The organism is Haloimpatiens lingqiaonensis (assembly GCF_901447495.1).
GTDB classification, from domain to species: domain Bacteria; phylum Bacillota; class Clostridia; order Clostridiales; family Clostridiaceae; genus Haloimpatiens; species Haloimpatiens lingqiaonensis.
Genome location: NZ_CABDWS010000021.1, coordinates 26,869 through 43,435, shown reverse-complemented (window position 1 = coordinate 43,435; position 16,567 = coordinate 26,869). Strand labels below are relative to the sequence as shown.

General features: G+C 31.2%; 16 protein-coding genes and 1 tRNA gene. 1 reads left to right on the top strand and 16 read right to left on the bottom strand.

The features are described 5' to 3' along the window. Nucleotides 1–280: 280 nt before the first annotated feature. The 12 genes from glsA to FGK85_RS06010 all read right to left on the bottom strand — a co-directional run bounded on the left by glsA (nt 281) and on the right by FGK85_RS06010 (nt 10,865). Complete coding sequence (gene glsA / locus FGK85_RS06065; protein WP_138204724.1) at nt 281–1,198, bottom strand: glutaminase A; 918 nt, start codon at nt 1,196–1,198, stop codon at nt 281–283. 247 nt (nt 1,199–1,445) lie between these two features. Further along, a tRNA-Leu gene (locus tag FGK85_RS06060) sits at nt 1,446–1,532 on the bottom strand. Nucleotides 1,533–1,617: 85 nt separating this feature from the next. Then, nucleotides 1,618–2,613, bottom strand: a complete 996-nt coding sequence (hypE, locus tag FGK85_RS06055; protein WP_138204722.1) for a hydrogenase expression/formation protein HypE — start codon at nt 2,611–2,613, stop codon at nt 1,618–1,620. Between the two features lie 59 nt (nt 2,614–2,672). Continuing rightward, nucleotides 2,673–3,839, bottom strand: a complete 1,167-nt coding sequence (gene hypD / locus FGK85_RS06050) for a hydrogenase formation protein HypD (protein WP_171011342.1) — start codon at nt 3,837–3,839, stop codon at nt 2,673–2,675. Between the two features lies 1 nt (nt 3,840). Next, nucleotides 3,841–4,065, bottom strand: a complete 225-nt coding sequence (locus FGK85_RS06045; RefSeq protein WP_138204718.1) for a HypC/HybG/HupF family hydrogenase formation chaperone — start codon at nt 4,063–4,065, stop codon at nt 3,841–3,843. A 129-nt stretch (nt 4,066–4,194) separates the two neighbouring features. Then, nucleotides 4,195–6,051, bottom strand: a complete 1,857-nt coding sequence (locus FGK85_RS06040) for a Kae1-like domain-containing protein (RefSeq protein WP_138204716.1) — start codon at nt 6,049–6,051, stop codon at nt 4,195–4,197. Continuing rightward, complete coding sequence (locus FGK85_RS06035; RefSeq protein WP_138204714.1) at nt 6,051–6,305, bottom strand: hypothetical protein; 255 nt, start codon at nt 6,303–6,305, stop codon at nt 6,051–6,053. Before FGK85_RS06035 ends, FGK85_RS06040 begins: the two co-directional genes overlap by 1 nt. A gap of 156 nt (nt 6,306–6,461) precedes the next feature. After that, nucleotides 6,462–6,908 carry a hydrogenase maturation protease gene (locus FGK85_RS06030; RefSeq protein WP_138204712.1) on the bottom strand — a complete coding sequence of 149 codons (447 nt, stop codon included), beginning with the start codon at nt 6,906–6,908 and terminating at the stop codon, nt 6,462–6,464. 182 nt (nt 6,909–7,090) lie between these two features. Continuing rightward, nucleotides 7,091–8,497 (bottom strand): nickel-dependent hydrogenase large subunit, encoded by a 1,407-nt coding sequence (locus tag FGK85_RS06025; protein ID WP_138204710.1) that lies wholly within the window; start codon nt 8,495–8,497, stop codon nt 7,091–7,093. Nucleotides 8,498–8,533: 36 nt separating this feature from the next. Further along, a complete protein-coding gene (locus FGK85_RS06020; protein ID WP_138204708.1) occupies nt 8,534–9,418 on the bottom strand; it encodes a hydrogenase small subunit in 885 nt (294 codons plus the stop codon). A gap of 6 nt (nt 9,419–9,424) precedes the next feature. Beyond that, on the bottom strand, nt 9,425–9,865 hold the full coding sequence (locus FGK85_RS06015; protein WP_138204706.1) for a cytochrome b5 domain-containing protein: 441 nt from the start codon (nt 9,863–9,865) through the stop codon (nt 9,425–9,427). A gap of 115 nt (nt 9,866–9,980) precedes the next feature. Beyond that, on the bottom strand, nt 9,981–10,865 hold the full coding sequence (locus FGK85_RS06010; protein WP_138204704.1) for an AraC family transcriptional regulator: 885 nt from the start codon (nt 10,863–10,865) through the stop codon (nt 9,981–9,983). Nucleotides 10,866–11,191: 326 nt separating this feature from the next. Here FGK85_RS06010 and asd point away from each other — a divergent pair, with 326 nt between their 5' ends. Next, nucleotides 11,192–12,271 carry an aspartate-semialdehyde dehydrogenase gene (gene asd / locus FGK85_RS06005; protein ID WP_138204702.1) on the top strand — a complete coding sequence of 360 codons (1,080 nt, stop codon included), beginning with the start codon at nt 11,192–11,194 and terminating at the stop codon, nt 12,269–12,271. A 273-nt stretch (nt 12,272–12,544) separates the two neighbouring features. Here asd and FGK85_RS06000 read toward each other — a convergent pair whose 3' ends face one another. Genes FGK85_RS06000 through FGK85_RS05985 form a run of 4 tightly spaced genes read right to left on the bottom strand, consistent with a single transcriptional unit; the run spans nt 12,545 to nt 16,432 of the window. Continuing rightward, nucleotides 12,545–13,459 (bottom strand): ribonuclease Z, encoded by a 915-nt coding sequence (locus FGK85_RS06000; RefSeq protein ID WP_138204700.1) that lies wholly within the window; start codon nt 13,457–13,459, stop codon nt 12,545–12,547. 42 nt (nt 13,460–13,501) lie between these two features. Then, complete coding sequence (locus tag FGK85_RS05995) at nt 13,502–14,461, bottom strand: acyl-CoA dehydratase activase (protein WP_138204698.1); 960 nt, start codon at nt 14,459–14,461, stop codon at nt 13,502–13,504. Next, on the bottom strand, nt 14,449–15,540 hold the full coding sequence (locus FGK85_RS05990; protein WP_138204696.1) for an acyl-CoA dehydratase activase-related protein: 1,092 nt from the start codon (nt 15,538–15,540) through the stop codon (nt 14,449–14,451). Before FGK85_RS05990 ends, FGK85_RS05995 begins: the two co-directional genes overlap by 13 nt. Further along, nucleotides 15,494–16,432, bottom strand: a complete 939-nt coding sequence (locus tag FGK85_RS05985; RefSeq protein ID WP_138204694.1) for an acyl-CoA dehydratase activase-related protein — start codon at nt 16,430–16,432, stop codon at nt 15,494–15,496. The genes FGK85_RS05990 and FGK85_RS05985 overlap by 47 nt, the downstream gene beginning before the upstream one ends. Nucleotides 16,433–16,567: the final 135 nt, after the last annotated feature.

Here is a 16,567-nt window from a genome sequence, read left to right as displayed (position 1 = left end):
ACTGACAACCTCCCGTGTGATTAATTGAGTAATAACTTTTATATATCACGGAAACCGTCGGTGTGCCATATTTATTTTTTGGTAGCATTACCAATTTGACTTTTTATTTTGCAGAACTAAAGTTATTTATAAAAAATCTGCCTTTAAATCCATAAAAAATTGTAACTTAGAACCCTTTACAACTTTACTACTTCTTTAATGGCAGATTTTTATATAAATCCTAAAAATATATTAATTTATTATTCCTTCTAGCTGCTTAAATAATTTAGTGTCTTGTTGTTTAAAATATACTTAAATCCAATTGTTTAGATAGCTCTTCCATAACTTTTATTCCAGCTAAACTATTTCCCTTCTCATCTAGAGCAGGTCCTAAAACCGCTACTCCCATTCTTCTTGGTACGCAAGCTAGTATTCCTCCGCCTACACCACTTTTAGCAGGTACGCCTATTTGCACAGCAAATTTTCCTGAAGCATCATACATGCCACAAGTAACCATTATGGTTTTTACTATCCTAGCCACATCTCTTGGCACAACTCTTTCACCACTCCAAGGCATTATGCCGTCATTAGCAAGCATAGCTCCTATTCTAGCTAAGTCCCGGCAAGTTACCTCTATAGAGCACTGTTTAAAATAAACATTCAATATTTCTTCAACATTTCCATCTAATACACCAGTGCCCTTCATAAAGTATGCAAGAGCTCTATTTCTGTCTCCTGTTTCCTTTTCAGATTTGTAAACGCTGTCATTAATACCTATATTAGGGTTATTACTTATTTTTCTAGTAAACTTAAGTATTCTTTCAAAAACTTCCTCCGAATCCTTTCCTGCTATCATAGATACTGTAGCAATGGCACCAGCATTTATCATAGGATTTATAGGTTTGTGGGCATCTTTTATTTCTAAATTTACTATAGAGTTAAAGGACGTATCTGTTGGTTCCATACCAACCTTGGAAAATACATAATCCTTTCCATTGTCTAATATAGCCAACATAAGTGTTACTATTTTAGATATACTTTGAATTGTAAATTTAGTATCGCTATCTCCTGCACAGTGTTCTTCTCCCCCTAGCGTGGATATACAAATGCCCAATAAATTTGAATCAACTTTAGAAAGCTCTGGTATATAAGAGGCTACCTGTCCTTCTTTAGTCCATTTCCTGTTGTTTTCAATTATAGAATTCAGTAATCTATTCATTTTAACTCCCCCTAAAAGTATTCCTTTTGCATATTTCCATATATATTATATATCCTTTTTGAGAATGTTGAAAGCAAATTATCGCAACTGACGTATATCTGATTTGATCAATTCAAAAACCGCATAATAGAGAAGATTTAGATTAGTTAATAATAGCCAATAATACTCTTAAAAATTTATTATGTTACAACGAAAAACCCTTCAACTTTGAAATATTAAATTTCAAGGTTGAAGGGTTTTTTATAGCTGGTGCCGGTGGCCGGATTCGAACCGGCACGGTGTTGCCACCGGTGGATTTTGAGTCCACTACGTCTGCCAATTCCATCACACCGGCATATCTCACGAAAATTATAATACCATAGATTTCATTTATATGCAAGTAATTTTTATAAAAAAATTCTCATAGACTAGTAACCTATTTAGCATATTCTCGGCAATATCTGCCCATCCAACTCTCCCAATATCCTTTCACCACCAAAATAATTTTCAATATATACAAAAGAATTTTCATCTGTAAATTCCCCTATAATGCTTGCTTGGGAATCACATTGCTTTCTCAAATCCTCCAGCAATGCAAGAGAAGCTTCTTTATCCACAACAATTATCATTCTTCCCTCACAGGCCAAATAAAGAGGATTTATTCCCAGCATACTGTTTATAGCATCTACTTCCTTTCTTATAGGAATATCCTTTTCAAAAAGATGTACGCCTAATCCAGATTTTTTAGATATTTCATTTAATACTTCTCCTACACCACCCCTTGTAGGATCCCTCATAAACTTTATATGAGGATAATATTTTTTTAAACACTTTAAAATATGATTAAGAGGCTGACAATCACTTTTTATATCCCCTGTAACCTTTAAATTATATCTGTCCACAGCAATGGCAGTACCATGTTCTCCAACAGTTCCAGTTATTATAACTTTATCACCAGCTGCTATATATTTAGATACATAACCATCTAAAACTCCAATTCCTGTAGTATTTATAAATATCTTATCCCCCTTACCTTTAGGCACTACCTTTGTGTCTCCAGTAACTATAGATACTTTAGCCATAATACAAGTTCTCTTCATAGACTCTACAATTTTAATTAAATCCTCTTTGCTAAATCCCTCTTCTATAATAAAAGCCGAACTTAAATATAAAGGCTCTGCCCCACAAGCTACCAAGTCATTTATGGTGCCAGATACAGCTAATTTTCCTATATCTCCTCCCCTAAAAAATATAGGATTTACCACAAAAGAATCCGTTGTAAATGCAATTTTTTTAGAAGGAAGATTTATAATTGCTGAATCATCATTTTCTAACAAAATATCATTGTTAAAATTTTTATAAAAAACATCTCCTATTAACTCTTGAGTATGCTTTCCTCCTTCTCCATGAATAAGCTGTATATAATTTTCACCCATTTTTATTCTCCCCCAATCCTTAACCTTTATATTACTTACTCAACTTTTTCACATGATTTTCAAGCTTCCCTATGGTATTTATAATAAACTGAACAAGCCCCTTCTTCTGACACCATGCATGGCCCTACAGGTTTTTCAGGGTTACACACCTTTCTAAAAAGACTGCATTGAAAGGGATATATATTGCCAAGAAGCACATCTTTACATCTACAAGCTTTATAATCATTATTACAAACCTTATGACCATTTCTAAATTGCTCTTTTATTAAGTACTCATCCTTATAAAACTTTTTATTAAAATGCTTTTGTAAATGAAATCTCTTTTCAGCATCTATAGTTGAATATTTATCATTTATAATTAACGCTGAATTTTCAACATTGCCAATTCCCCTCCAAACCACATCTTCTATTTTAAATACATCTTTTATTAAACTTTGTGCCAACTTGTTTCCCTTAGTGCTTGCCCATTTTATATATAAATTTTTAAATCCAATTTGTTTTTTACCTTCTGCTTTTTTATAAATATCCCTAATTAAAAAATATATTGAAGCCAATATTTCTTTCCCTTCAAAACCACTTATCACTGCTGGTATCTTATACTTTTCATAAACAAATTTAAATCTGTCTCCACCTGCTATTACTGCCACATTTCCTGGACAAATTATGCCGTGGATTTTTTTATACTTGCTACTAAGGATTTTATTAAGTATTGGTGGCATTATCTTTATTGATGTTAATACTGATAAATTCTTTATATTTTCCTCATGAACTTTCCTTATAATTGTTGCAATAGCTGGCGCTGTAGTTTCAAACCCTACTGCTAAAAATACAACTTCCTTAGGATACAGTTCCCTTGCTATGGAAATCACTTCACTTATAGAATAAACTATCCTAATGTCTCTCCCTTGAGATTTTGCCACAACTAAGCTGCAATTATTCCCTGAAACCTTAACTAAATCTCCAAAGGTTATTATGGTTATATCCTTTGAAGATAAATACACTGCCTTATCTATATAGTCTTCATTAGTAACACATACAGGGCATCCCGGCCCTGATAATAAATTTATTTTATTAGAAATAACACTGTTTATACCATACTTAGCTATAGAATTAGTGTGAGTACCGCACACTTCCATTATATTTATATTTTCTTCATCTATAAGATTTGCATATTTGTTTATATTATTTATTACCCTTTGCAAATTATCTACCTTTTTAATTTCCATTTTACCCCTCATCTTCTTCCAACATTTCTTTCAAAGCACAATCTAAATAATTAAAATATTCTTCCTGTATCTTTTCAATGGCAAACCCAGCATGAACTAATACATAGTCCCCATTTTTAGGATTTTCTAAAAGCTCCACATTGACACAAGTTTCTATTCCTTTAATGTCCACTAGGGCAAAGGGCAAATCTAAAGTTTTTATTTTTCCACCTACTGCAAGGCACATAATATACACCTTCTTACAAATATCAACTATCAAATATTATTGATTTTCATTAGTAACCTAAATCACTCTTTCTTTGTTATCTTTTATCTCCACTTTGTTATTTATTATTTATACTTTGTTATTTATTATTTATACTCTGTTATTTACTATTTCTTCCGCTATAGCAACTTGTCCTAAAGAAATTCCGCTATCATTAGTAGGTATTTTTTCATTAAAAAATACTTGAAATCCTTGATCCTTTAAACCTCTATAGGTATTTTTTAAAATATATCTATTTTCAAAAACTCCTCCACTTAAAACAACTATATTTATTTTAAATTGTTCTCTTAATCTATTAGCCATTTCTACTGTAATATTAATGATTGTATTGTGAAATTTTGCACTTATTTCTGAACTTTTTATATTTCGTTGCATATCTTTTAATAAATCCATAAGCATAGGTGAATAATCTACTATATACATACTATCATCCTGTTTTTTATCTAATACATCCTCTATCACATAGGGATAGCTCTCCTTAATTCTTTCATCTAAAATATCCTCTAGCTCTATAGCCCCTTGTGCATCGTAACTTATTATCTCTCTTAACCCCAAAATAGAACTGACCGCGTCAAATAATCGCCCCACACTAGAGGTTTTATAGCAATTCAAATCGTTATCTAATGCTGACCATAAATTTTCTATAGTTTTTTCCCACAACTTTTCATAAGACTTTATTAAACACTCCTCTGAAAATTCCTCAGCAGTTTTTAATTCATAATCAGTATTGTAATCACCACTTTCCAATTTAATCTTTGCTTTTTCTAATGAAGATTTTATTTGGTTCAATCCAATATTCATTATTTCTCCATCTTCAATATTTTTTAAATAACTTATTCCTATTTTCCATATATTTTTTTGAGCAGAATCTCCCCCTTGAATTTTTGTGTATTTAAAATGTGCTGCTCTTTTAAAATCTTTTCTATTTCCAATAAAAAACTCTCCCCCCCAGCTATTCCCGTCCAACCCATAGCCAGTGCCGTCATATATTATGCCTATAACCTTATCCATTATATTATGTTCTAACATGCAACTTGCCATGTGAGCATGATGGTGCTGAATAGGAACTTTAACAGAGTTTAAACTCTTTCCATAGACAGTGGACATATAATTGGGATGCATATCAAAAGATACAATTCTCTCTTGAAACTGGAATATATTTTTCATGTTTTTTATACATTTTAAGTATTCCTTATAGACCTTTAGCTCTTTTAAATCTCCAAAGTATTGACTCATATATGATATGCCATTTAAAGAAAAAGAAAATGTACCTTTTTGTTCTCCTCCAAGGGCTAATATTTTGTTATTTATATTTTCATGTAAACAGTAAGGAGAAAATCCCCTTCCAGGTCTACTTATGATAACTTTGTCTTCTACCACTTTAACTACAGAATCATCCACTGGAGTATTTATTTTCCTGTTGTTAAGTAAAAAAAATTCTACTATAGTAGAAAGATTTTCTAGTGCCCCCGCATCTGTGTATTCCGTGGGACTACCACTTATATTTCCACTAGTCATCACAAGTGGTGGCAAATCTTCTAAAAATAATAAATTATGCATTGGAGTGTATGGGAGCATTACCCCATAACTTCTCATATTAGGTGCTATATATTGACATATATTACTGTTATATTTTTTTCTTAAAAGCACTATAGGCCTTTTATTACTAATGAGAATTTCCTCTTCCCTTTTACTAACTTCACAGTATTTTTTAACTTCCCCAATATCCTTCATCATCATGGCTAAAGGTTTATGTGGTCTTTTTTTTCTATTTCTAATTTTCAAAACTGCTTCTTCATTAAGAGCATTGCACACTATATGAAAACCACCTATGCCTTTAATGCCTAAAATTTTACCTTGATTTAAAAGCAATGCACATTCCTTTATCTCATCTTCACACTGTACTCTTTTTCCTTTATTATCTGTTAAAATAAGTTCTGGCTTCATTATATTTTATCCCCTTCAACCTTTCTAATAATAGCCATAAGTTCCTCCATATCTTCATAATTTACCTTTACCTTCGTATTGTTATCTACTACTTGACTGTTTAAGTCCCTAAGGTGATCTAAAAGATTTTCCTCAGTTATATGACTACTATGATCTACCGAAATTTCTATATTGCTTACCCTTTTCAAATTATTTCTGTTGCAAATTTCTTTAACTGCACTAGAAATATTCTGCATCAAAAATGAATCATGCATTTTTCCACCACCCCTATTTTGTTTTTTAACTAATAAAACTTTTCCCTACATATTATAATTATTTTTCTAATATAAAATTTATATTTTATATAAATCTTACAAAAGCCACCATAGTTCATGTACCTGATAATTGATATTTGTAATTCATAATTTAACTTAACACATATATGTTATTTTATTGTACACTTGATTTTTTATATGATTAAATTTTTCTAAAAGCTCCGTACTTAATTCTGTTCCATAATTAACATTTACCCCCTCTATTCCTATAATATATCCCGTTACATTTTTCATGCTATAGCTATTCAAAAGCTTTATTAGGCTTAACTGATGCTGTGAATATCCCTTTTCAAAAAAATTTTTGTTATCCTTAATATTCAAGGCAGTAATTTTTCCTGGTTCTATTCCATAAAGAGTGCAATCTAAAATAATTATAAAGTCATCCTTATCTATAAAACTTAAACAATAATCCACATCTGTTTCCCCTAATATAACTTCAAAACCCAAACTTTCTAAATCATTCTTTAACTCTTCCCCAATTAATATACCAACAGCATCGTCTTTCATTATCCTATTTCCTATGGCTATAATCTTTTTTCCCATAAATACCCCAACTTCTATATTTTTTATTTGAAATTATTTTTATAGATATAATTTTTAAATCTTTCTTAAATATACTCTTATGCTATTATACTTTTTAATTCTGCTATTACATGATATTTATATACTTATGACTTTATCCATAATTTCCATACTAATATTTTATTTCATATGCTTTACCTTCATTACACTATACGTATATCCAAAGTAGAAAATTTTTCGCTCAAAACATGAGTAGCACAAGAAACGCAAGGATCAAAAGACCTAACTATTCTTCCTATTTCTGTAGGATTTTTAGGATTATCCACTTGGGTACCAATCAATGCTTCCTCTAGTGCACCGACTATTCCCTTAGAATCCTTAGGAGATAAATTCCAAGTACTTGGTGTTATTATTGTATAATTCTTTATTTCTCCCTCTTGTATATTTGTATAATGAGCTAGTGCTCCACGGGTAGTATCTATAAATCCGTATCCTACAGCATTTTTAGGTAAAGTAAATGCTTTATTAGTACTATCTTTAGGTACTATTCTATCTAAAAGTTTAAGCATAATATTTGCTATCTTTTCAGCTTCTAATACTCTAGCTACAATTCTATCCATGGTTGAAATGCCCCTTCTATACCCTCCACTTATATACATTCTAGCAAGAGGCCCTACCTGTACTGCATGGCCTTTATATCTTGGAGCCTTTATAAAGCTATATCCCAGTTCCTTAAAAGGATCTACCTGCCAATCATTGTCTGGTATGTCCAATGTATTATCTTCTGCCTTATACCATGAGCTATATATATTTTCATTTATATCCTTTATATTTAACTTTTCTTCTACCCCATCTACGATAACTCCCGGAGATACATAATAAATATCTTTTCCATAACTATCAAACACACCATAAGTCATTAAATTTTTACATCCTGTACCTATATTAAAATAATCCCTATAGTATTTTGTTATTATACTTAAATCCTCCAACATATTATTTTGGATAAATTCTTTTATTTCTGTAACCAATGCCTTTATTTGAACAATTTTTTGTGCCGTTATATTAACCGTAACTCCTCCCGCAAAAACTCCATGATTATGAGGCGCTTTTCCTCCTAAAATAGCTAATATTTCATGGGCTTTTCTACTATAAATTAGTGACTTAAAATAATCTTCTATAATTTTTTCACTTTCTTTTTTAGGTATTCTAAAATCCTCATGGGTTATTGAATATATTGGATTTATATTAAATCCATTAACATAATCGGGAATAACATATTGATAAAAATGTCTTAAATGATTTTGTAAAAATTCACTACCGTGAAGTACATCTCTAATCATTTCCTCATTTTTATCTGGCTGTATGTTAAAAGCATTTTCTAAAGCTCTTGCAGAAGCCATTGAGTGCGCTGTAGAGCATATGCCACAAATTCTTTCAGTAAAATAAATAGCATCAAGAGGGGGTCTTCCTTTCAACATTTTTTCAAAACCCCTAAAAAGCATTCCTTGACTTTTGGCATCTACAATCTTGTTTTTTTCTATATAAGCGGTTATTTGCAGATATCCACTTATTCTAGTTACAGGATTAATAATTACCTTATCCGTCACATAATCACCCCTTTCATTTACCTTTTTTATCTTAGATTAAAAATTTATAAATGGCTCCATAGCATCTGGAAATCCCTTTTGGGCACACCCTATACATGGGGTATTATCTCCCACAGGCCAATTTACATAATCATTCCATTTTCTAGTAGGACAATCTGTTCTAGTAACGGGCCCCCTACAACCTAGTTTAAACATGCATCCCTTTTCTCCCACGGATTTTGCAAATATCCTTTTTTCAAAATATGCCCTTCTAGGACACATATCGTGTATAGTCACTCCATAAAAAATAATAGGCCTTCTGTCCTCGTCAAGTTCCATATCTCCAAATAATATTAAATGAGCTAAAGTTCCCATAATCCAATCAGGATGTGCTGGACAGCCTGGTACCCTTATAGCTTCCCTATTAATTTCTTTTTTTAGATAATCAAAAACACTTATACATCCAGTAGGATTTGGCTTTGCTGCTGAAATTCCTCCATAAGATGCACAAGTACCAACGGCTAATATATATTTTGCTTTAATTGCAGTTCTTTTTACCTCTTCCATTCCCGTTATAGCTTTTCCCTTATAATTAGCCACTACATTATAAATTCCATTATCCTTAGTGGCTATCGCTCCATCCACTATAAGAATAAACTCTGTATCGAGAGTAGCCAATAACTGCTCTTGAGCCTGTTCCCCTTGAGCCTTCATAATGCTGTTATTATATTTAAAATCCACTAGATCCTCTAAAAAATATCCCACATTAGGCGCACATCCATCTAACAAAGAAATTATATTTCCAGAACAACCTGACGCCTCAATCCATACTAAGTTCATCTTTTTTTTATTTCCAATTTTTATTTGAGAAACTGCTGATTCTACCAAAGCTCTAGCAGTAACATTTTTAGATTTAATTACTGGACACACATTATCCTTCACTACTAATCACCTCAATATTCCCACTTGTTCTAAACTTTTTAAAATCTGTTCTTTATTATGACAAGTACTAATTTCTTTACTTAAATCATTTCCAGCTTTAAGTCCAAAATGTGTTCCAGCAGCCCAAGCTGCATTATAAGTTACATCATAAACCACACCATCAATAGCTACATATGCCCTATTTCCATCTTTTCCATCATATTTTGAAAGTTCTTCTAGAGTAAAACTTTGCTGTCTCATATTTTTCAAGTTTTCAAATGTATTTTCCATTGTTCGCATGTTATATATAAAGTTTTTTAACACATTTACCTTATACATCTCCTGCTGAATTAAGCTATTATAAAACATTTTTTCACACATATTAAAGCTCCTATAGCTTATGCTTTGGAGATTGTATATATTGCATTCCATTTTGTTTATCAAATTTTCGCAAGTTCTTAAATCCATAAATCATTCCCCTAAAAAATATTACCTTTAATAATATGCAAAATTTAATTTTAAAATGCCAACTTCTTACTCCTTACTTCTTACTTATTCCCTCTTACCTCTTACTTATTCCCTTCTATCCCTCTATATTAGTAGTATTATAAGAACTCTTTCTCTTTTTATAATACTCTTTTGGTGCATATCCAAAATTCTTTTTAAATGCTCTAACAAAATTAGAATAATCTCCAAAGCCACATTCCAAATATACCTGTGTCACAGGTTTTCCACTTTTTATAAACTCACTAGCTTTTATTAATCTTTTTTTCTGTATATAACTGTGTATGGTATACCCTGTTTGTTCCTTAAATTTATGCATTAAATAGTATTTGCTAACATAAAAAATGGAAGAAAGTTTATCTATGCTTAAATCTTTGCTTAAATTTTCATTTATATAATCTAAAAGAGAATTTACTGTTTCATCATATTGGACATCCTTTGTTTGTTGATTTTTATCTGTGTATGTATTCATAAAAAGTCTATTTAAGTAAACCATAAGTTCTAAAAAAAGTGCATTTTTAAGTATTTCATTACCAAATCCCTCTATGGAACAGGTGTCATCTAATTTATCTAGGGTATACTTTATATCCTCTAAACCATTACCATCTAATCTTAAAATATTCAACTTTCTCTTTTTAGTTAAGCTAAAACAATTAAGAAGATTACATCCATTTTTATTGTGACTTTCAATAAACTCATGATTTATCCATATAACTATACGGTCATATACTTGTTTTGAATCAATAAGTGGTTTATGTATTTCCCCACTACTTACAAAAAGTATGTCCCATGGCTTTAATTTATAAGCTTTTCCTTCTATTAAATAAGTAACATTTCCCGAAAGAAAAATTATTATTTTATTAAAATCATGATAATGAAATTCCAAATCTAAACTTTTTTTATCTTTCAAATGAAAAAACTTAAAATCCTCTTTTAAATATCCCCTTTTATTATTTTCATTCATATATTATATTGAGCTAAGAAAACTTTCTAGCCCAAGTCACCCCTCTCTGCCTGTTAATATATACTTTGCATATTTTCATGCTATAGCACTTTTTGCAATATTTCAAGCATTATTAGCAATAAATATAGCAAAAAATATTTATATAATAATATAGAGAGGTATTAAAAAAAATTTACTATTATTTCAGTAAAAAAATACTATTGAATTACAATGGTAATGATGTGATAATAAGAATAATATATTTTAGTAAGCTCCTAAGAGAGTTTTATCCTTAATTTCAATTTAAACTGTAAGTTTATATTATATAAAACTATGGAGGTATCAAAATGAGTAAAAAATTAAGAGTAGGCATACTAGGTGCCACAGGATTCGTAGGTCAGAGACTTGTTACACTTTTACATGATCACCCTTTTTTTCAAATATCAATTTTAGCTGCAAGTAAAAGTTCAAAGGGAAAAAGTTATTATGATGCTATAAAAAATAGATGGAAACTAGAAAATGAAATACCAGAAACGGTTAAAAATATAATAGTAAAAGATTTACATGACATTGACGAAATTAAAAATGAAGTAGATTTAGTATTTTGCGCTGTAAATATGCAAAAGGATGAAATTAGAGAACTAGAAGAAAACTATGCAAAGGCAGAAATACCTGTGATTTCAAATAATTCTGCCCATAGAGGTACCTCTGATGTACCTGTTATAATTCCAGAAATAAATCCGGAGCATCTAGAAATATTAGAAGAACAAAAGAAACGTCTAGGTACTAAGAGAGGATTTATAGTGGCCAAACCAAATTGCTCTATACAAAGCTATGTACCTGCTATAAATGCCCTTATGAAATTCAACCCAACTAAAATATTAGTCTCTACTTATCAAGCTATATCAGGTAGCGGAAAGATATTTTCAGATTGGCCAGAAATAATTGACAATGTGATTCCTTTTATAGGTGGAGAGGAAGAAAAAAGTGAATTAGAACCATTAAAATTATGGGGTCATATTGAAGGAAATAAGATAGTTAATGCTGATGAACCTATAATTTCTGCTCAATGTATAAGAGTTCCAGTTTCTGATGGACATTTAGCTACTGTCTCTGTGTCTTTTGAACATAAACCTACAAAGGATGAAATTATACAGCTTTGGAAGGAATATAAAGGGGATCCTCAGATTTTAGACTTACCAAATGCTCCAAAACAATTTTTAACTTATTTTGAAGAAGACAATAGACCTCAAACTAAATTAGATAGAGATTTAGAAAAAGGTATGGGCATAAGTATTGGAAGATTAAGAGAAGATAACCTATTCCAATATAAATTTGTTTGTCTTTCTCATAATACTTTAAGAGGTGCCGCTGGCGGCTCTGTACTCACTGCAGAACTTCTTAAAGCAAAAGGATTTTTAGATTAAATGTTATTTAAGCCGTAACATAAGAATGTTGCGACGCAACATTCTTATAATTGACAATTGACAGTTGACAGTTGACAATTATGGATGTTTTGCTAATGCAAAACTAAAATTAAAAACAGAAAAAGACCTAAATATAGATAAATTCTATGTTTAGGTCTTTTAAAATTTTAGTTTTTCTGTAAGAAAAACTTCATTCATTGTCCATTGTCCCTTGTCCCTTGTCCATTATAAAATTGCATCGCAATTTATATTTATGGCCAATCTTCTGGTATATTAATTCTCCTTGAATTTTAATTCCTTTTCCATTAAATCCTCACCAATTATAGTATTTTCAAAAATATCCTTTACTTTCTCCAGATATCCTTCTGGCTCATTTAATGAAGGACTAAAATGTGTAAGCCACATTTCATTTACTTCTGCACTTTTAGCTATTTTTGCTGCTTCACTAAAAAGCATGTGCTTATTTCCCAAAGCCCTTTCTAAATAGTCATCACTGCCATACATACCTTCACATATAAATAAATCAGATTTATAACAAATTTCTTTAATATTTTCTACGGGTCTTGTATCTGTGCAATAACTTATTTTTAATCCACTTCTTTCAGGACCCAAAACTTCATTTCCTTCTATAGTTTTACCATTTAAAAGTATACTGCCACCCTTTTGTAGTGTATTCCAATATTCTACTGGTATAATAAGTTCTTTAGCTTTATTAGGATCAAACTTTCTTCCTCTTTTTACTTCTATAGAATACCCAACACAAGGAACACTATGTTCTAAATATAAGGATTTTATATAGTAATTACCTATTGAAAAATGTTCTAACCCCTCTACAGGTATTTCTAAAAGTTCTATAGGATAGGGTAGATATGGTGCCATAACCATTACAGCTTCCATTATTTTATGTAACCCCTTTGGCCCCATTATGGTTATCTTTTCTCTTCTCTCGCTATTGCCCAAAGTAGATAAAAAACCTGGAAGACCTACTATGTGATCTGGATGATAATGAGTTAAACAAATGACATCTATATTTTTAATTCCCCATCCTAATTCTTTAAGAGCCACCTGGGTGCCTTCTCCACAGTCTATTAAAATCATACTGCCTTTGCACTTACACAAAAGAGCTGTTAAATTTCTTCCTGGCAAAGGCATAGTTCCTCCTGTGCCTAATAATGAAACCTTTAGCATATAATCACCTTCTAGTAATATTATGCAATAATTATAACATAACTAAACTACTAATCTTTCAGTCCATTTTCCGCACATATCTCCAAAACATCCTATTTCCTTACCATTTTCTAAAATTTTAACAACTTCACACCTATTTGCGCAACCCTTACATTGAAAACTTTCAGATACCACCTTGCTATCTGCTATATTAAATCCCTTAAAATTTGTTTTAGCTTTTTTCTTCTTTAAAGTTTCCTTTCCTATAATTGCAGCTCCTATAGATCCCATTACATCATAATATGGAGGTATAATAACTTCCTTATTTAAGACTCTCTCAAAAGCTTCCTTCATACCTATATTGGCTGCCACCCCTCCTTGAAAAAATATCTTAGATTCTATTTCCTTTCCCTTACCTACATTATTAAGATAATTCCTAACCAATGCCTCACACAAGCCCCTTATTATGTCTGAAGGATCATAACCTAACTGCTGCTTATGTATCATATCCGACTCTGCAAAAACAGCACATCTTCCTGCTATTCTCACTGGAGTTTTAGACTTTAAGGCATACTCTCCAAATCTTTCTATAGGTATTTCTAATCTCTCCGCCTGTCTATCTAAAAAAGAACCAGTACCAGCTGCACATACAGTATTCATGGCAAAATCCGTAACTATACCATCCTTTAAAATTATTATTTTAGAATCCTGACCACCTATTTCTAAAATTGTCCTTACTCCTTTATCTAGTTCCAGTGCTGCTACTGCATGAGCAGTTATTTCGTTTTTAACTGAATCCGCTCCAACTAAAAAACCCGCTATAGCCCTACCACTGCCTGTAGTTCCCACTGATTTAATTTCTTCATCCTTATATTTATCCTTAAGCATATTAAATCCTTGCTGAATTGCTCTTATGGGCCTTCCTTTAGTTCTCAAATATATTTTTTCAATAATCTCCATATTTTCATCTAACATAACTATGTCTGTACTTACAGAGCCCACATCTATACCTAAATGATACATCTCTCTCTTCTCCTCTCTAAAAGATCTAAAAAAGCCTCTATTCTAGTTACATAACCATTTTGTCCAGTCATCTCATCCAATACTAAAGTCATTATTGGAAAATCTTTATCCTTTGATATGTTAGGTAATATTGCCTTACTAACTATTTCAGGCATACACCCCATAGGAAATAGCTGAACTGCTCCATCAAATCCCTTTTTACTGGATAAAACCGCCTCTCCTATACATTCTCTGGCATGACCTCCTATATATAAAGGCAAATATTCCTTAGAAGCCCTTCTTATAGCTATGGAATTTAATCTAAAATTTCTTAAAGCCGCATCCTTAACCCACCAACTAGGAGTTAAAGTTCGGCTACTGCTAACACCATAATCCATAAGCTTATCTTCTATATATAAATTTGAAAAGGGCTCTATTACTGTATAAATCTCTCCAATAATTGAAATTTTTAAAGGCTTTTTATTTTTATCCATTTTTATACCGCATATTTTATTTTTATATTCCTTAAGTATATTTAAAGCTGTATTTAAATTTTCAGCCTCTACCACATTTTTTCTACAATTTTGAAGTATTCTTTTACACTCACCTTTGTTAACTTCATATCCTGCATAATAGTGAGCCTTAGCTTCTATTTCATCCATTAAATTTATTCCCCTCAAAGCCTTAATAGCTGCTATTATTTTTTCACCATTACTCTTTGGGCTATTTTCAATTATTTTTCCTGCTCTTGATAAAAGTTCCTTCATTCCTATGTCTCCTGGATGATCCAGCACTATAAAATTCACATCATACCCTAGCCTTGTTAATAGTTTTAATTGAAGCTCACAATACTCTCCAAATCTGCAAGGACCACAACTTCCAACTATTATTACAGTATCTGCTCCTTTTTCTATGGCTTGAATATAATTCCCTATCATTATTTTAAATGGCAAACACATCTCCTCTGGTGAATGAAGTGCTCCTATTTTCAAAGCCTCCCTATTGCTAAGAGGTGGTACCACATAATCTACACCCATTTCTTCAAAAAACATTTTAGCTGCAATGTACGCATTCCCTAGATGGGGAAATGTTATCTTCATATTCTTTTCTCCTTTCAATCATGTCCACAAAAGCCTCTACTCTAGTATTAAATCCCCCTTCTCCAGTTTGCTCGTCTATTTTTAATATTAAGAAAGGAAATTCCCCTATTTTGTCTTTTATAAGTTCTATTACCACAGAATCTATGCCACAGGCAAAGGATGATAAATAAATTATTCCATTGATTTCTTTGCTTTCCCATAGGTTAACTGCTGAGCCATAGGATTTTCTAGCAAAAGTCCAAAAGGGTCTTTTTAAAAGTTCCCTTGAGTGTTTATTAATATCCTCATCCTGAAGATTCTCCTCTGTAATAACCCCTACCCCTAATTTATTAAGTTTCTTTACAATATTCATATTCATAAAACTATCCTGCACATTATATGGATGACCTAATAGTGCTATTTTCATATTATAATTAAACTTATTTGGAAATATTTTATGCTGTTTTTGAAGAGCTACTGCTCTTTCATAGGCTCTATAAATTTTTTTCTTGTCATTAGTAATATTCTTTCCTACATTATACAAATATTTAAGGAAACTTTTTTCATCATAAGCGTAAATTTCTCCTTCAGTTATAGGAGGCATATCTGGTATGCTATTTTTTATCATCTCTGGAAGTCCACAAAATTTAGGACATATAAACTCCCTAGGATAAAGTCTCATTACCCTAGGTATAACCATAAAGTCACAAGAATCTTTTATATACGCCACATGACCATGAAAAACCTTAATGGGTACGCAGGTTTCATCTACCGCATACTTCACTCCTAAGTTTAATATTTCTTTGTTGGTATTTGGAGAAACTATAACTTCACAACCTAATTCTTCAAAAAAAGTCTTCATAAATATTTCGTACTTATAATACAATAATCCTTTAGGAATACCTATCCTCAATATTATCCCCTCTTTCTCTTACTTCCTATTTTTAATTAATGTACATTTATCTAAAAAAATATACATATATGTATATGATGTAATAAAAAAATTTTTTAAATCATATTTTAACATAGGAATGGTAGGAGGGATTTG